Raw genomic sequence first — 16,834 nt, forward strand, 5'->3', positions numbered from 1 at the left:
ATAATCGATTTAGTCTGGTTTTTTTTCAAAAAGACAAAACACTTGCGAGATGGCGCGAAAAGAGTTATCATATTTTTGTACCAATCGGTAGGTAAAAAACAAAGCGAGGGAATAGCGATGGAAAAATATCAGAATATTGTTGTCGGCTTCGGAAAAGGCGGGAAAACATTAGCAAAAGCATTAGCAGCAAAAGGCGAATCAGTGTTAGTGATCGAGAAATCTAAAAGAATGTATGGCGGAACATGTATCAACATCGCCTGCATCCCATCGAAATCTTTGATTACCAATGGGGAGCGAGGCGTGGCATTTCCAGAAGCGGTGGAACGAAAAGAAAAACTGACAGGAATGCTTCGGGCAAAAAATTATCATATGATCAGCGATGAAGCGACTGGAACAGTGATGGACGGCACAGCGCGTTTTATCTCCAACAACCAAATCGAAGTCACACAAGATGGCAATAAGACAATCGTTGAAGGGGAACGTATTTTTATCAACACAGGATCAGAACCAATCATCCTGCCAATCAAAGGATTGCAAGAAAGCCGTTATTTGCTAGATTCAACGCAAGCGATGGATCAGACAGCACTCCCAGAAACACTAGTCATCATTGGTGCAGGATATATTGGATTGGAATTTGCATCGATGTTCAATCATTATGGCTCAAAAGTAGTCGTCCTTGACTCACATCCTGAATTTCTTTATCGGGAAGACGAAGACATCGCACAAATGATTTTAGATGATTTGACCAATCAGGGAGTCGAATTCCATTTAGGCGTTTCCGTAGATGAAATCAGCGATCAGGCAGATTTTGCAGAAGTCAGCTTTACTGAGAACGGGGAAACAAAAACAGTGAAAGCATCAAAAGTACTAGCTGCAACTGGCCGAAAAGCAAATACAGAAAACCTAGGACTTGAAAATACTGATGTGAAGCTAACCGATCGTGGTGTGATCGTAGTCGATGAATTCTTGCGAACAGACGCAGAGAATATTTGGGCAATCGGTGACGTAAAAGGCGGCTTGCAGTTCACGTATATCTCCTTGGATGATTATCGGATCATCATGGATCAGTTGAACGGACAATCGAAACGTACACTAAATAACCGTCCAGCTGTCCCTTATAGCGTCTTCATCACTCCGCCATTATCTAATGTCGGTTTGACAGAAAAAGAAGCAAAAGCACAAGGCGTCGAATACAAATTGTTCAAATACATGACAAGTAGTGTTCCTAAAGCCCAAGTGCTGGAAGATCCAAAAGGGATGTTCAAAGTGTTAGTAGATCCTAAGACAGACAAAATCTTAGGTGCAAGTATCTATGCAGAAGAATCCCAGGAAGTCATCAATCTGATTACTTTGGCGATGAATGGAAATCTGCCTTATACATTGCTGAGAGATCAGATCTATACACATCCGACAATGAGCGAAGCATTGAATGACGCATTGAAATAAAGAGAAGAATGGAGCTTTTACCATGTTTAAAAATACCAACACAGCGATTGTTTTAACTGATCCACAAATCGAATTCTTGAAACCAGCAGGTGCGGGGTTCGGTTTGACAAAAGATGTTTTAGAAAAATACAATACGATTGAACACATGATCGAACTAGTTCGACAAGCAAAGGAAAAAGGCTATAAAGTTTTCATCTCTCCTCATTATTTCTATCCGCATGACCATAAATGGCAATTCGGTGGCGCAGGAGAACACATGATGCTTGAACAGCAGATGTTTGCCAGAAATAGCCAGTATGAACCTGTTGTAGAAGGCTCAGGCGCAGATTTTATCGAAGAAATGAAGCCTTATCTAGATGAAAATACAATCATCAGCTCGCCGCATAAAATCTTTGGGCCAGAAAGCAATGATCTGGCACTCCAACTAAGAAAAAACGGCATCGATACCGTGATTTTGGGTGGAATGAACGCAAATCTATGTGTGGATTCTCATATGCGTGAATTGATCGAAGATGGCTTCAATGTAGTAGTAGCGACAGATGCCATCGGTGCTCCTGGACAAGAACCGATGGACGCAGCTTTGACGAACTTCGGTTTTATTGCTGATGAAGTACTGACAACTGAACAAGTACTTGAACAGCTATAATTGAATGACAAAATGATTTGGATCAGTGCTCACCCTCTGGATAGTAAACGGGAAAAGAGCAGATCCAGTAATCAGAGCTGTGTTGGAGATGATCGGCACAGCTCTTTTTAGCAATAGTTGGAAGAAAAGAAATCTTAAGATATAATCAATGAGTATAGGTGACAAAAAAAGGGGTTCATAAGGTGAAAGCAAAAGAAAAGATCATGACAGCAACCAGAGATCTTATCTACCAGAAAGGATATCACGAAACTTCTATCCGAGATATCTTGGCAGCTTCCGATACAGGAAAAGGTCAATTCTATTATTATTTTGATTCCAAAAAAGCGGTTTGTCTAGCCGTGATCCGTTCTCATATGGAAGAATGGCAGACAGAGCTGTTCGATGGGATCCTAAGTGCTGATATCCCTGCCAGAGAAGCACTAGAACAAATGCTGGACTGGATTTACGATAGTCATAAAGTGCAGGAAATCTATTACGGCTGTCCTGTAGGGAACCTCATTATCGAATTGAGCGTGGTAGACGAAGATTTCCGAGCACTTCTGCTAGAATTGGTATCTGAGTGGTCCAAACAAATCAAACAGCGCCTTCTGGAACTGACAGATCATGAGTTGTCAGAAGAAGAAGCGAAGATCAAAGCAAATGCGATGATCGCAGAGATACAAGGAAGTATTCTCTTATTGAAAGTGACACAAGATCTATCTATCCTAGAAAATAATTTTCAAATGATCCGAACGAACTTATAACTGGAAAGGCATAACAACCGTTTATTCGAATGAGGATCAGAAGAGTCAATTCAGCAAAGCGTATAACGATCACCTGCTAAGTACAGCCTTTTGTTCGCTACTTTCTTTCTGATTGGTGTATGATAGAAAAAAGTAGAGAACATCCTAGGAGGCGGTAAAGATGTGTGGACGTTATTTCTTTGATCTGGAATCTGAAAAACTGCGGGACTATTATGAAGCTGCAAAAAAGAGTCAGTCTGATCCTTCTGAAAAAATTGCATCTGGCGAAGTGTTCCCTTCAACCCATGTCGTGACTTTAGGGGCAGACAAAGAAAAAAAGATCGTTGCCGGGCGTACGAAGTGGGGATTTGAAGGATTCAAAAAAGGACAGTTGATGATCAATGCTCGTGCGGAAACCGTCGAGGAGAAAAAAACATTCAGAAAGCCATTTACTGAAACTCGCTGTGTCTTCCCTATGAGCGGTTTTTATGAATGGAACACGGAGAAAGAAAAATTTTTGTTCACGGATAAGGATGATATTTTGTATGTCGGCGGTTTTTATCGGATCCATCGGAAAGAAGAAGGATTTGTGACAGAATCGATCATTTTGACGACAGCACCGAATCGCACTGTTGCTTCTGTCCACGATCGTATGCCTCTGATCTTAGAAAGCGACCAGATCGAACCATGGATTTCAGATCTTGGATTTGCACGGACGATGTTGACTGAAAAAATGCCGGAGTTAGTGATGGATAAAGTTTAAAAAATAGAGACAGCACTCGAAAAGAGTGCTGTCTCTATTTTTTTTTATTTAAATGGAGGCGTACCGTACATTTTTGGTGTGACAGGTTTCAATTTAGGTGCCGCACCTTCGATTTTCGGTTCTTTCAGCCATTGGTATTCGCCTTCGCCATCCAAGGCTTTCCCGCTAGCCCATGAGCCTTCGCTACTTTGATCGCCTTCTGAGAAATTATAGAAATCATAAGCGATATCTTTACGCTCGTTCTCACGAGGGAAAGTACTTGGAACGAGGATCCCTTCTTTTTCTTCTAATTCTTTGACCGCACATGCCCATTGATTTTGGTGGTAGCTATCTCTAGCAAGAAGGACAGAAAGCATGTCTTTCACGCCACGGTCATCGATCATTTCATAGATTCGCGCAACTTGGAGTCTTCCTTGAGACTCTGCGTTCAAGTTTGCTCTGAAGTCAGCAAGTAGGTTACCGCTAGCGATGATATAAGCACCACTCCAAGGATTGCCTACGCTATCAGCAGGGCGAGGTCCTAAGCCAGCCACGATCGCATGCTGCGGGTTCATGCCAGAAATGATCGCGCCGATTGTTGGATCTTTTTTCATTGCTTCTTCTTGATCTTCTACTGGTGCGCCTTCTAACAGACGTGCAACCATCGTCGCCAGCATTTCCACGTGGCCGATTTCTTCCGTTGCAATATCCATCAGCATATCTTTGTATTTTTCTTCACCACGGCAGCTCCATCCTTGGAACAGATACTGCATCGCAACACTCATCTCACCATATTGGCCTCCGATAAGCTCTTGCAAATATTTGGCGATCAACGGATTCGGACGATCGGGTTTTGCTTCAAACTGCAATTCTTTTTGGTGTCTAAACATCAAAATTCCTCCTAATCATTTTTTAATACACATTTATTCTCCTACGAATGATTAAAAAATTCAAAGAAAACGCTCGCTCATTTATTTAAGTTGGTTTAACAACTTTTTTTGAGATTATATGTCTTAAAAATTGTTATTTTGAGAACAAAATGATATTTTTATATTAAAGCCGTTATCGGTTACATTAAAATTTGGAGGTATAAAATGAAAAAAATGTTATTTACCGGCTTGCTGGCAAGTGCAGCGCTTTTGGTATTAGGGGGCTGTAGTTCAGGCAACGCTACAAATGCCAGCTCAAGTGCAGCTAATTCATCTGAAAAAACAAGCGATGGGAAGAAAAATATTGATTTCTGGTCTTTTTGGGGCTCAGGTGCACGAAAAGAAGTGATCGAAGAAATCATCGAGGACTTCAATCAGTCGCAAAATGAGATTCATGTCAACTACAAGTATCAGCCTTGGGGAGATATTTGGACAAAATCGTTATCTGCCATAACAGCCGGCAATCCACCTGATGTTATTGTTCAAGATATCAACTCTGTCGCGCAAAGAGCAGAGGCCCAGCAGGCAACGAACTTGTCGAAATATGTGGACGCAGATTTGTCGAAAGAATTCTATCCGCAGCTTTGGGACACAGTAGAGTACAAAGGCGATCCATACGCGATTCCTTTCAATACAGATACACAAGTAATCTTTTATAACAAGAAATTATTCAAAGAAGCTGGCATCAGTGAACAGGATCTGCCAAACACATGGGAAGAACTGGAAGAAACAGCGCGCAAGCTTGATAAAAAAGAAAACAAAGAATTCACTCGAATCGGTTTTTATCCATTATGGAATCTAGGTGCAGATGTTTGGGCATTGAACGCAGACAATGGGACAAGCTGGTTTGACAAAGAAGACAAAGTAAAAATCAATACGAAAAACAAAGTAGAAGCATTAGAATGGATCCAGGACTGGCAGGATTATTATGGGAAAAATACTATCAATAAATTAGAAGCCGAATTTGGTTCAGGAGTATCTGATCCGTTCATTTCGGGATTAGTCGCGATGCGGGCACAAAACATCAATTATTATTCCAGCCTAATGGAAAATGCCCCTGAAGATTTTGATTTCGGCGTGATGCAGCTTCCAGAAAAAGAAGAAGGTTCCGGACACTGGTCTTGGGGCGGAGGCTTCGTGTTAGAAGTTCCTTACGGGGCAAAAGACCCAGAAGCTTCGTACGAATTCATCAAATACTTGTCTTCCCCAGAAGTCCAAGAAAAATTCGGTGAAAAGAGTTTCGATATCATGGCAAGTAAAAAAGCCAATGAGAACCTAGTCAAAAATGATCAGTTGACGGAAAAAGGCCGGATGATCTATCAAATGGCAGATGAAAACTTCAAAAACACAGTGATCACACCAGTGCCATTGGATGCACCAGACTACACAACATTGGTCAACGAGCAAATCGATCAGATCCTTTTAGGGACAAAATCACCGAAAGAAGGATTGGATGATGCGCAAAAAGCAGTGGAAAATTTAGTCAAACAAAATAAATAACCTGTTTTTTTGAATTATCAGCTGCAAAGGAGGCGTATCATTTGAAACGTTTGTCGATACGAAAGAAAAAAGAAGCCAGATGGGCCTATTTGTTTATTTCGCCGTTCATCATTGGCTTTACGGTATTCATGCTAGGACCGATGCTGTTTTCAGTCATCGGCAGCTTTACCGATTATAATTTGACTTCCAAAATGAATTTTATCGGGTTTGCAAATTTCAGACGAATGTTTCTGCATGACGATCTTTTTTGGAAGTCGTTATACAACACTGTTTATTTTGTTCTTTTCAATGTTCCGCTGACGACAGTTTTCAGTGTATTTCTAGCAGTCGTTCTCAATCAGCGGATGAAAGGGATCAGTATTTTTCGAACCGTCTTTTATTTACCGGCAGTCTTGTCTGGAGTAGCAGTCTACATCTTATGGATGCAGCTGCTTTCTCCATCCGCCGGGCTGATCAATACTTTTTTAGGGTGGTTCAATATCACGGGACCGGCTTGGCTGTTCGATCCGGAATGGACCAAGCCAGCTTTGATCTTGATGAAGATCTGGAGCTCTGGCGGTGCGATGCTGTTGTATCTGGCCACGTTGCAAAACGTACCTCGTGCGCTGTATGAATCGGCAGAGATCGATGGCGCAGGGATCTGGGGAAAATTCAAAAGTATCACGCTTCCGCTGATCACTCCGATCATTTTCTATGATGTGATTACTTCAACGATCGGTTCCTTCCAGATTTTCCAAGAAGCGTATGTCATGACGAAAAACGGGACAGGCGGACCTGCCAATTCCTTGCTGTTTTACAATCTCCATATGTGGAACAAGGCGTTCGTAGCTTTTGATATGGGGTATGCGATGGCAATGTCCATGATTTTGTTCTTGATCGTCTTAGTACTGACATTCGTCAATTTGAAACTTGCGCCAAGATGGGTCTATTATTCAGGAGGTGAGCGTAAATGATCGATTATTTCAAGAAGGCAAGTGTCAACCGAAAGTCTAAAAAACTGTTGAGTTATTTGCTGATGACCGTTATCGGGATCGTGCTGATCATCCCGTTGTTATGGATGGTCTTTACTTCTTTGAAACCAATGGAAGAAATCGTTCGTTATCCGCCTACTTTCTTTCCTGAAACGATCGTCTGGCAGAATTACTTTGATACGATCGCTGCTTTTCCATTTTGGCGTTATGCTAGAAATACGTTATTTATCACAGTTTTAGTTGTTATTGGAAATGTATTGTCCAATTCGTTCATTGCATATGGATTCGCCAAATTAGATTTTCCAGGGAAAAAAATCATGTTTGCGTTGGTGCTTTCGACCATGATGATCCCAGGATTTGTGACGATGATCCCGCAATATGTCCTGTTTTCGAAAATCGGCTGGGTGGGGACGTATCTCCCGCTGATCGTTCCTTCCTTTTTCGGCAATGCCTTCAATATCTTTTTGATGCGTCAGTTTTACCTGTCGATCAATAATGAATTGATCGAAGCCGCTGAGATCGATGGCGCGAATCATTTGTATATCTGGAGCCATTTGATGTTGCCGCTGACAAAACCTGCGCTGATCACAATCGCGATCAACTCATTCAATGCAGCGTGGAATGATTTTTTAGGTCCATTACTCTACATCCAGGATCAGGAAAAATATACGTTGCAGATCGGATTGCAAGTCTTCCAAAATCAGGCAACGACCCAATGGAATTATCTGATGGCTGGTGCGACACTCGTTTTATTGCCGACGATCCTGCTTTTCTTTTTCGCACAGCGCTACTTTATTGAAGGGATGGATCTGACAGGGGGCTCGAAAGGATGATCAGGAAGAAACATGCAGATCGTTTGAATCACTGGGTATTGGATATGATAGAGTGGATTCCGCGCTTGGCAGGCTTACAGCTTCTATGGTTTGTCTCTGTACTGCCGCTTTTGACGATTGGCAGCGCGAGCAGAGCGGTGATCCATGTGATTTATCGGTATAAAATGCAGGAAGAAGGACTTCATCTTTTTTCTTCGTTTTTTTCCGAGGGGTATCATAGTTTCAAAAAATATTGGAAACAAGATCTTTTATTTAGTACTTATTTCTGGCTTTTACTCATCGATAGCCGAATCTTCCACTATCAGGGTGGAGGGGTCGCTCTGTCATTGATGTATGCTACAGTGATCCTTATTTTTTTGAGCGTGATCGTTTTCTTTTACAAAGTACTGCTGCAGCTAGAGACTAGTTCGAAAGTGACAGCACTCTTGGCATTTGTCCAGCTGTTCCGGTTTCCGAAACTTGTATTGGTCCATTTTTTAGGTACGATTGGTCTATTAGTTATTCTTTCTTGGCTGGGACCTATTTATCTTTTTGTGTTGGGTATGAGCGTGACGATCTATTTCCAGGTAGTTCTTTTTCTCAATAAAAAGCGTATAGCTTAAGTCTGGAGAAGAGGTGATGAGATGCTGCGTTTTATTAGTAAAATCGATGACAAGATCATCAATCGAATCGCGAGCAAAAGACGACCGGATAGTCAGATGATCGATTTTTTGAAATTTATCAGCAAAATCTCGAATGGCGGGTTTATCTGGCTAGTCATAGCTGCTTTTTTGGTTCTTTTGCCTTCAACAAGAGAATATGGCCTTGCGATTCTGGCAGGCAGCGTGATTTATTTTGTTGTCGGGTTACTGTTCATAAAGAAAACAACCAGACGAAAACGCCCGTTTGAAAAAAATCGCAGTCTGATTTTATATACGAGCAAACCTAAGACTTCCTCGTTCCCGTCTGGACACACGGCACTGGCGTTTTTGTCTGTTGCAGCTTTGTTCGAGTTGAGTCCGGTGATCGGTATTTTGGCTTTTTTATTTGCTTGTCTGATCGCTTATTCCAGAATATTTTTACTGCTTCATTATCCTACAGATGTGATCGGTGGCGCGCTTTTAGGGAGTGTTATTGGAGTGATATGCGCCCTTGTTATTTGAATAAATAGTTCATTATTGAGTGATACTCGCATTTTTTGCAGTATTGCTCATTTTTTTGTGTATTTTTTGTGGTGAGAAGCAATTAGAAACTTATTTTTACCGTTTTTATACTTATTGTTTTTTGAATAAAATGAGAAATATAATATATGTTATATTCGAATTCTAATAAAACTTAAATAAAAACGTTGATTTGTAAGCGTTTAGGATATCGTTTGATTTTAAATTATAAATAGATTAAATTGTAATTAGAGAGAGGTTGTTTTTGTTTGTTGTTGGGGAAATGTTGTTTTTTGATGTTTAGAGAAAGGAGTATAAGAATGTGAAAGGGTTAAGAGCAAAAATTTTGCAGTTTGCAGCTCTCAGCATGTTGTTCGCTCCGTACATCCAAGCTGTGTATAGTATGACAGCTTTGACGGCTACGGCGGAAACGATCAGTGGTGCAGAGACGGAAGTTTTTTTGGATGAAGAGTATGCGAAAATCGAAGGGAGATACGTAGAAAAAGAAGACACGTTCGAATGGACCCTCGAGTTTGAAAAAAAAGCAAGCTCAAACGAAGGAAGGATCCGCTTAGCCATCGATACAGCTGCGGCTGGGATCGGGACAGTAAAGAATGTAAGAGGAACAGGTCTCGCCTCCTATGACGATGAGGGAGAGGAACTGAAAGTCGAAACGATCGATGACCAAGAGTGGTACGTCGGAACGATTTATTCAAAGGATTCAGAAAAAGGGACATTGCATTTTGAAACGGAAAAGATCCAGGATGTCAAAGAAGGGGAACTTCCGCTTCAAGTGGTCGTGGACGAAAGAGTGGAGACAAATGACACAGAACTTGCCGAAAGCAGTCCTGAGTCAGAGGAAGAAGCAAAAGATTCCGGTGAAGATCAGCGAGAGGATACCGAAGAGAGTTCAGAAGAGCCAGTTATTCCTACAGGACAAGCACTTCAACGCATCCAACGTCGATTATTTAACGGAATTTTAGAGCGCCTTGGACCAACAGCTACACGTGATCCATATGAATATGTCTATCCTTCTGAAACAGGGGATAATCAGCATCGCTATCCGACATTCACGACGAATGACTACACGAAGGTAAACACAGAATGGCTTTCTCAGAGCAATGAAACGTATCAAGGTGAGAAAGGTTCGCCATATGATAACGACAATCTGATCGATGATAGCGATTACTCGATCGGCGGCGCGAATTGGCGGAACTATAATTATGCCGTGGACAATGGATCGACTGCTGCTGAAGAAGATGTCAATGTGCCAGCTCAAACCGTTCAACTTTGGGGAGACGAACGGACTTTTGAGAACAGTTACTTGGATTATAATGGCGCATATATCAAAAAATGGGTAGAACCAGTTCTTTCTAACAATCCGACATCTGACTTACATCCTGAAGATGCAACGACACTTTATAATGTCTATCTGGATGTGATTGGAAGCGAGAAAGAGGAAATCAGCCCGATCGATATCGTTTTTGTTCTGGACAAATCTGCCAGTATGAATGAGGGGACACTTGAAGGAGGCGGACAAAGCAAAAACGCTGCGCTGATCGAAGCGGTGACAGAGATCAGTGAGAATCTGCTTTCTGCACCAGGTATGGATATCAGGATCGGTATGGTGAATTTTTATCACAATAGTACAGTGATCAATAACCAGGAACAAATCAGTTCGGATATCTTCGAATTAACCAGGGACATCAATGCGTTGACAGGGGGAAACAATAATGCATTGAATCGTGTGCCAATCGGTGGGACTCCGCTTACTTTAGGTCTTAAAAACGGATATGAAACATTGTATAAAGACAATGGTGGAGAGGATAGAGATCCTGAAAAGATCCTGATCGTCGTAGGAGATGGTACACCGACATTCAGTTATGCGCCGATCCAGACAAGAACTCGTGTTGCGGGGGGGTGGAGTAGCTGGGGTGTGATGGGAGACAGAATCGCTCAAGACAATGGCGAATTGTTCAGAAACTTTGAGACTTTTCCTGAAAATGCTTCTAATGCAGGATTTGCTTATCCAGTCACCTACGCGTCGGACTTCAATCGTCCGGGAAACACAACGAACGCGGAGTATCGTTATGGTGAGGTAAAAGAAGGAGATAACAAAACTACGCATTGGGTAGGGAATGGCGCATCTAACAATGATACAGATGGCAGTCCAAGTTCACCAGAGAAATCAGCTGCGATCAATACAGTCGCTTATCATCATTGGCTGAAAAACCAGCACGATAATCCGCCAAGTATCTTCTCGATTGGTTTAGGGATCGATGGAAGTATTGCCGGAAGACAGCGATTGGATGCGATCGGACGGAATGTATTGAAAAATATCGCTGATCTAGAAGACGATGGGGAAACCCCATGGTATTACGATGCAAACAATAAAAACGATATCATCGCTGCTTTAGAAGACATTTCTTCAACATTCAAGAAGACGATCCAGCAAGCAACACTTTATGATGAAACAGGCTTCAATGTTTCGCCATTTGGGGCTGGAAGTGAGGCTGCTATTCAGTTTTATCATCTAGATCCAGGAGAAAACGGCTTGAAGTATCAAGAACCGCAAAAATGGGATAAAAATCGTCACGGCGAAGCACCGCCAGAAGTAGTAGCGACACCGACAACTTATGTCGGCCGTGACAATCAGGCTTATAAATTCTCTCCAATCTCTTTAGGGGAAGGAGAAATGGTCCGGATCAAGTATCAGGTAAAACTTGATGGTGGAGCACAGGACGGGAATTTCTATGCTGTAAATAATCAGGCATATATCCAGAACCTGGATGATTATGAGAACGATATCACATCTGGTCGAATGTATTTCCCGACCTCATCTATTCGTTATGAGCATAAGGATCGTAATTTCCAAATAAGCAAAACAGGGCAAAATGGGGAACCTTTAGCAGGAATCGAATTTGCTCTATATGACCAAGACCTGGATATCGGGGATGTGGAACCGATTGAAACGAGTACAACTACCGGTGATGGACTCGCGATCTTTGAAACGAAGATCCCTGTATTGGGTGATGAAACAGGTGCTGTCAGTGATGTTTTCTGGATCAGAGAGATCGCTGGGCCGCCACGTTATCAGTTAGTGGATGACACGTATCAATTCCAGATCCAAAAATATATGTCTGGCGAAGATACAGCACTAGGACACTACGAGCTTGTAGACGAAAACACCTCTGGAACAAGAGTCGGTGGGGCAGAAGGGACAGACCCAGCTTCTTATTATGAAGGAGAGTATCACAAGCTTTCTATTGTGCAGAACATCAACGAAGACGGAACAGATTACGAAGATCTGTATGTCAAATTGGAAATGAGAAATGAATTCAAGCCAGTCCACATGAACATCAACAAATTGATCGCAGATAGCACGATGCCGATCAATGGCGCTGAGTTTGAGCTTTATGAGACAGATGGGGCAGGCGTTGCGACAGGAAACCCGATCGCTAAAGGGATTTCTGGTGAGAACGAGAAAAGCGGAGAAAAAGGAACACTCACTTTTTATACTGTCGATGACAATGGCGATTATTTGCTTGTAGATGGAGAAAAAGTCGTCCATCCTATCGGTGAGCCAGATGCATTTACCCATCTAGATACTGAAGAAGAAGCAAATTATGTCGAATATCGGATCATCGAGAGTGAAAGTCCGGAAGGGTTCAAAGACCCTAGTGACGAAGACGAGTGGATCTTGCGGTTGTATGACAATGATGAAGGCACCATACAAATTCGACAAGTAAATGTAGAGGATTGGCGTTATTTGAGTTATACGACGGATAGTGAAGGGCGTTTGTGGGTAGAGTTTACTGCTTATAATACCTTTGACTATCGAGAGGTCAGCGTAAGAAAACTGGATCATAATGGCGATCCTTTAAACGGTGCAGGATTTGATATCCGGAAAGTAAATGATTCTTCTTTCCCGCTGTATCGTGCATATACTGGCAATCCGTTAGAACCAGATGAGTCGAGACGCTTAGATGGAATCGGTTACTTCTATCTTTATACGGTAGGCGTAGAGAAATATATCGATTTAGAATACAGCCAGCCACTGCGTTTGTCCATCGGCGAATATGAAGTCTCAGAATCTGTTGCCCCGAATGGTTACCAGCTTTCTGATCAGATCTTCCGTTTTGAATTGAATGAAGAAGGAAAATTCGTGATTGACGGAGAAGTGATCGAAGATGAAGGCGCAGTTCTGCCAGAAGGATTTGCGATCATTGACGGCGTACTGCAAGTGACACTGCAAGATGAACTAGCTCCAGTCGATCTGGAACTGCTGAAACTCGACAGCATGACCAATCGAAGACTGCAAGGCGCAGAGTTCTCGATTGAAAAGCAGAACGAATCTGGCGAATATGATCTGATCGAAAATGGATTAGTACCGGACCAAGAAGATTCTGCACGATTTTCAGCTCTTGATCTTACAGAAGGTATGTATCGGATCAAAGAAGTGAAGTCACCAGAAGGCTATATGAAATTGCCAGGACACTTTATTATGACCATCAGTTATCGAGAAGAAGCAGAAACAGATGATAACGGACAGGTGATCCCTGGAAAAGAAAAGGGTAGTTTGAAAGCAGAGATCGCTTACTACCCAAGTGGTGATTCAGGAGATCCTGCAATGACTCAGGAATTAACGTATGAATTACTAGACAACAATCGGATCAGTATCCAGTTGGAAGTTGGAAATGATCCGGAAAGACCATTGCCAGCAACAGGAGGACCAGGAAGACACCTGTATCTCTTTATCGCGGCAATTCTAGTTGCGATTGCTGGAATCACTGGTTGTGTCTTGGCATTTCGGCATTTTAAGAGGGAGGGAGTAAAGTAATGAAAAAACTGATGTGTTTTGCTCTTCAATTACTTGTGCTGTTACCTGTTGTGACGCTGCTCCTTCCACAACAAAATCGCGCAGCAGAACTACCAGAAGACAGTGTGGAGTTTATTCTCCATAAACGAATGATACGTGATATCGACTATGATGATGAAAACTTCGAGTTTTATCAAAACGATGGTCTGGCAATCCCGGAGTCCGACTGGGAAACCACGGATATCCTGTCACAAACAGTTCCTTTGAATGGTGCCACATTCAAAGTGTACGATCTGACAGATTATTATGAGAAAAAAGTGAGCGAGGAGCAGTTGTCATCTGAAACGTTTGTCACACAGATTGCCGAAACCAGCAGAGAAAATATCCGCAAACTGATCACTGAAGAACGATTGCAAGAAATCGGTGCTCCAGTGACGACAGGACCTGATACAGTTGGCGGATTAGGCGATGGGATCGCAAGACTGCAAGCACCGAGAAGGAGTCAGGGAAGAGATGCTGTATATCTGATTTTTGAAGACAAGATCGATCCGGAAGTCGGTTTGAATGTCGATCTGGATCAAAAGGCCATCCCGATTGCCGCAGTCCTGCCTATCGTGAATCCTCTAAATCAGAAAGAAGAACTGAAAGAGATCCATATCTACCCGAAAAACATCGGCTATTTACGTGATCCTTACTTCTTCAAGTACGGAAGAGAACAAGGAACGAACGAAAAAGGAAACCCGCTGGAAGGTGCGGTCTTCGCACTATATCAGATGATCGACGGAGAAAAATATTATCTGGACATGGCACCGGCGAATGATCTGAAAAACAACTGGATCAAACCGAAAAATAATGATCCGTTGACTGATCAGAATGTCAGCAAGTTCACTTCAGACGAAAATGGACTTGTGACCACTGGACAGCGCTTCCTCCCATCAGGCACTTACTATTTCGAAGAATTGAAAAGTGTTCCGGGCTATGAGATCGATGAAGCAAGCAAAAGGATCGAAGTCGTGGTTCCTGATTCTTGGGTAGACGAAAATGGACAGCCAAGATACGTCACAGTCGCGGGTCAGGAAATGGCAGAATTGGAATCGGGGAAAGTTCCAGAATCTGCCTATCAGAAAGCCACACCAAGAGTCTATAACGAAACGAAGGAGAAAGAAACTCCGCCGGATACACCGAAAGAGCCTGGAAAAGGCGGCACGGACCATCCAAAAGGCAGCACAGACCAGCCAAAAGGCGGCGGATTTTTTCCACAGACAAATGAAGCAAAAACGATGATCTCATTGTTGGGGTTGATCATTGTTGTAGGAACGATTTTATCAATAAAAAAAGAACGGGGAGAGAAAAATGAATAAAAAAATGATGACCATGGGGATGAGTGCACTGTTGCTCGCTGCTGCAGGATTAGGAAGTTTTGGAAATGGGAAATTAGTCCACGCTGATGAAGTCACGGAAAAACCAAGTGAAGTGACGATCACACTTCATAAAAAAGCATTCTCGACTGTGCCTGAAGAACGACCGAATAGCGGGTTGATATCAGATGATTTTGGCAATGAGAATCTTCCAGGTGTCGATTTTGAAATGTTTGATGTTACAGATGTCTATTATAATTTGCTGAAAGATGACCCTAGAACAACTGACATAGATGATGATGGGTTAGAACCTGCCGATGCGATTTCCTTGATCCAATCAGATCACACAGCAGCATGGTTCGTGTCTTATGGTCTCGAAAGTATAGATAAGCAGACGACTGGCGAAAATGGTGAAGCTGTTTTCGGAAATGTACAAGTAACTGAAACAACTGGAGAATTAAGAGATAAAGTTTATCTCTTCTTAGAAACATATTCACCAGCTCATATTTCAAGAATCGCGTCTCCAATGGTTGTCATGATGCCTGTGATGATGCCGGAGATGGAAAATGAGACATGGGACGGAAAAACTTGGAAGAATACGTACAACAACGATGTACACTTGTATCCTAAAAATGAAATCCAAGATTCTTCTAAAGAAATGAATGTAGATGAAGCAGACGTTAGAACAGTGACGATTCGCCATGAAAATGGTGAAACTGAAACGATCCGATATGTTGACTTGGAAAAAGGAAAAACAGTTTCTTATACGATTACTGCGCCAATTCCTTACTTTATTGATGAAATCAACGATGACAATACAACAGTCATCACACATTTCACAATCACAGATACGCCAACAGAAGGTTTGAGTTATTTTGATCAGGAACTCCTTGTACAAGCAGGAGATACAACGCTGGTAGAAGGTACTGATTATACAGTAACGAAAGTAGGAAACGGGTTTGTCGTGGAGATTATTCTTGAAAATGATGGTATACCGAATACAGAAACACTTACAAAATTAGGGAATCATCGTGGTGGAAACTTGACTGTTACCTATGACTTGCAGGTCAATGCAGTAATCAATGCAGACGAATTCCATAACAATACAGCGTTGATCGAAATCGGTAGAGGTGACCAGTATGACTACAACGAACGTCGTGTACCACCAGAAGAAGTAACGACTGGCGGAAGAAGATTTGAAAAATATGATGCTTCAAGCAATGGCTTACTATCTGGTGCAAGATTTGAATTGTGGAACGCTGACAAAGATGCTTATGCTGTTTTCTATAAAGATGGCGCACGTTTACCTGTTTATGAGTCTGGGGCTGATGCAGAAGAAATCACAATCGTTTGGGTAAGCGATAATAGTGTAGACGCAACAGAATTTGTCTCGGGCGACCGAGGATACTTCGAAGTTGTTGGACTAGATTACGGAACATACTTCATGAAAGAAACCGTGGCACCAGAAGGATATGTTCTGCCAACAGGCGACGCTGCTTTCACAGAGTTCAGTGTAGAATTGGGTAGCTATGATGATGGACTTGTGATTGTGGATTATGAGTATCCAGGAGCAGCACAAGTGCCAAACGTACGGCAAGGATGGCTTCCTTCTACAGGTGGCAATGGGATTTTGGCATTCTTACTGATCGGGCTGAGCTTGATGCTTGGTGCCTATTCTTGGTACCGTAAATCAAAAATGAAATCTGAAGTGTAAGAAAACTGTTAGCTG

13 protein-coding genes are annotated in these 16,834 nt (G+C 42.2%); 12 read left to right on the plus strand and 1 reads right to left on the minus strand.

The window, feature by feature from the left end; translation table 11 throughout:
* The first annotated feature begins 117 nt into the window (after positions 1 to 117).
* The 4 genes from G7Y42_RS08960 (at position 118) to G7Y42_RS08975 (ending at position 3,577) form a co-directional block, all read left to right on the plus strand.
* A complete protein-coding gene (locus G7Y42_RS08960) occupies positions 118 to 1,446 on the plus strand; it encodes an FAD-dependent oxidoreductase (RefSeq protein WP_165038068.1) in 1,329 nt (442 codons plus the stop codon).
* Between the two features lie 22 nt (positions 1,447 to 1,468).
* Positions 1,469 to 2,092: a cysteine hydrolase gene (locus tag G7Y42_RS08965; RefSeq protein WP_165038070.1), complete on the plus strand. Its 624-nt coding sequence runs from the start codon at positions 1,469 to 1,471 to the stop codon at positions 2,090 to 2,092.
* 182 nt (positions 2,093 to 2,274) lie between these two features.
* The gene (locus G7Y42_RS08970; protein WP_165038073.1) at positions 2,275 to 2,835 is read left to right on the plus strand and encodes a TetR/AcrR family transcriptional regulator; all 561 of its coding nucleotides are present in this window, start codon (positions 2,275 to 2,277) and stop codon (positions 2,833 to 2,835) included.
* 160 nt (positions 2,836 to 2,995) lie between these two features.
* On the plus strand, positions 2,996 to 3,577 hold the full coding sequence (locus G7Y42_RS08975) for an SOS response-associated peptidase (RefSeq protein ID WP_165038075.1): 582 nt from the start codon (positions 2,996 to 2,998) through the stop codon (positions 3,575 to 3,577).
* A gap of 44 nt (positions 3,578 to 3,621) precedes the next feature.
* Here the strand turns inward: G7Y42_RS08975 and G7Y42_RS08980 are convergent, their stop codons facing one another.
* Positions 3,622 to 4,446: a manganese catalase family protein gene (locus G7Y42_RS08980; protein WP_165005505.1), complete on the minus strand. Its 825-nt coding sequence runs from the start codon at positions 4,444 to 4,446 to the stop codon at positions 3,622 to 3,624.
* Between the two features lie 204 nt (positions 4,447 to 4,650).
* Here G7Y42_RS08980 and G7Y42_RS08985 point away from each other — a divergent pair, with 204 nt between their 5' ends.
* The 8 genes from G7Y42_RS08985 (at position 4,651) to G7Y42_RS09020 (ending at position 16,819) form a co-directional block, all read left to right on the plus strand.
* Entirely contained in the window at positions 4,651 to 5,985 is a 1,335-nt protein-coding gene (locus G7Y42_RS08985; protein WP_165038077.1) for an ABC transporter substrate-binding protein, read from the plus strand.
* A 41-nt stretch (positions 5,986 to 6,026) separates the two neighbouring features.
* Positions 6,027 to 6,938 carry a sugar ABC transporter permease gene (locus G7Y42_RS08990; RefSeq protein WP_165038079.1) on the plus strand — a complete coding sequence of 304 codons (912 nt, stop codon included), beginning with the start codon at positions 6,027 to 6,029 and terminating at the stop codon, positions 6,936 to 6,938.
* Positions 6,935 to 7,789 (plus strand): carbohydrate ABC transporter permease, encoded by an 855-nt coding sequence (locus G7Y42_RS08995; protein ID WP_165038081.1) that lies wholly within the window; start codon positions 6,935 to 6,937, stop codon positions 7,787 to 7,789. The genes G7Y42_RS08990 and G7Y42_RS08995 overlap by 4 nt, the downstream gene beginning before the upstream one ends.
* On the plus strand, positions 7,786 to 8,391 hold the full coding sequence (locus G7Y42_RS09000) for a DUF624 domain-containing protein (protein WP_165038083.1): 606 nt from the start codon (positions 7,786 to 7,788) through the stop codon (positions 8,389 to 8,391). The genes G7Y42_RS08995 and G7Y42_RS09000 overlap by 4 nt, the downstream gene beginning before the upstream one ends.
* A gap of 21 nt (positions 8,392 to 8,412) precedes the next feature.
* The gene (locus G7Y42_RS09005; RefSeq protein ID WP_165005510.1) at positions 8,413 to 8,931 is read left to right on the plus strand and encodes a phosphatase PAP2 family protein; all 519 of its coding nucleotides are present in this window, start codon (positions 8,413 to 8,415) and stop codon (positions 8,929 to 8,931) included.
* A gap of 319 nt (positions 8,932 to 9,250) precedes the next feature.
* Complete coding sequence (locus G7Y42_RS09010) at positions 9,251 to 13,768, plus strand: SpaA isopeptide-forming pilin-related protein (RefSeq protein ID WP_165038085.1); 4,518 nt, start codon at positions 9,251 to 9,253, stop codon at positions 13,766 to 13,768.
* Entirely contained in the window at positions 13,768 to 15,108 is a 1,341-nt protein-coding gene (locus G7Y42_RS09015) for a pilin N-terminal domain-containing protein (RefSeq protein WP_165038087.1), read from the plus strand. The genes G7Y42_RS09010 and G7Y42_RS09015 overlap by 1 nt, the downstream gene beginning before the upstream one ends.
* On the plus strand, positions 15,101 to 16,819 hold the full coding sequence (locus tag G7Y42_RS09020; RefSeq protein ID WP_165038089.1) for a SpaH/EbpB family LPXTG-anchored major pilin: 1,719 nt from the start codon (positions 15,101 to 15,103) through the stop codon (positions 16,817 to 16,819). Before G7Y42_RS09015 ends, G7Y42_RS09020 begins: the two co-directional genes overlap by 8 nt.
* Positions 16,820 to 16,834: the final 15 nt, after the last annotated feature.

The sequence above is a fragment of the Enterococcus sp. ZJ1622 genome, from assembly GCF_011038845.1.
Lineage (GTDB): Bacteria > Bacillota > Bacilli > Lactobacillales > Enterococcaceae > Enterococcus_B.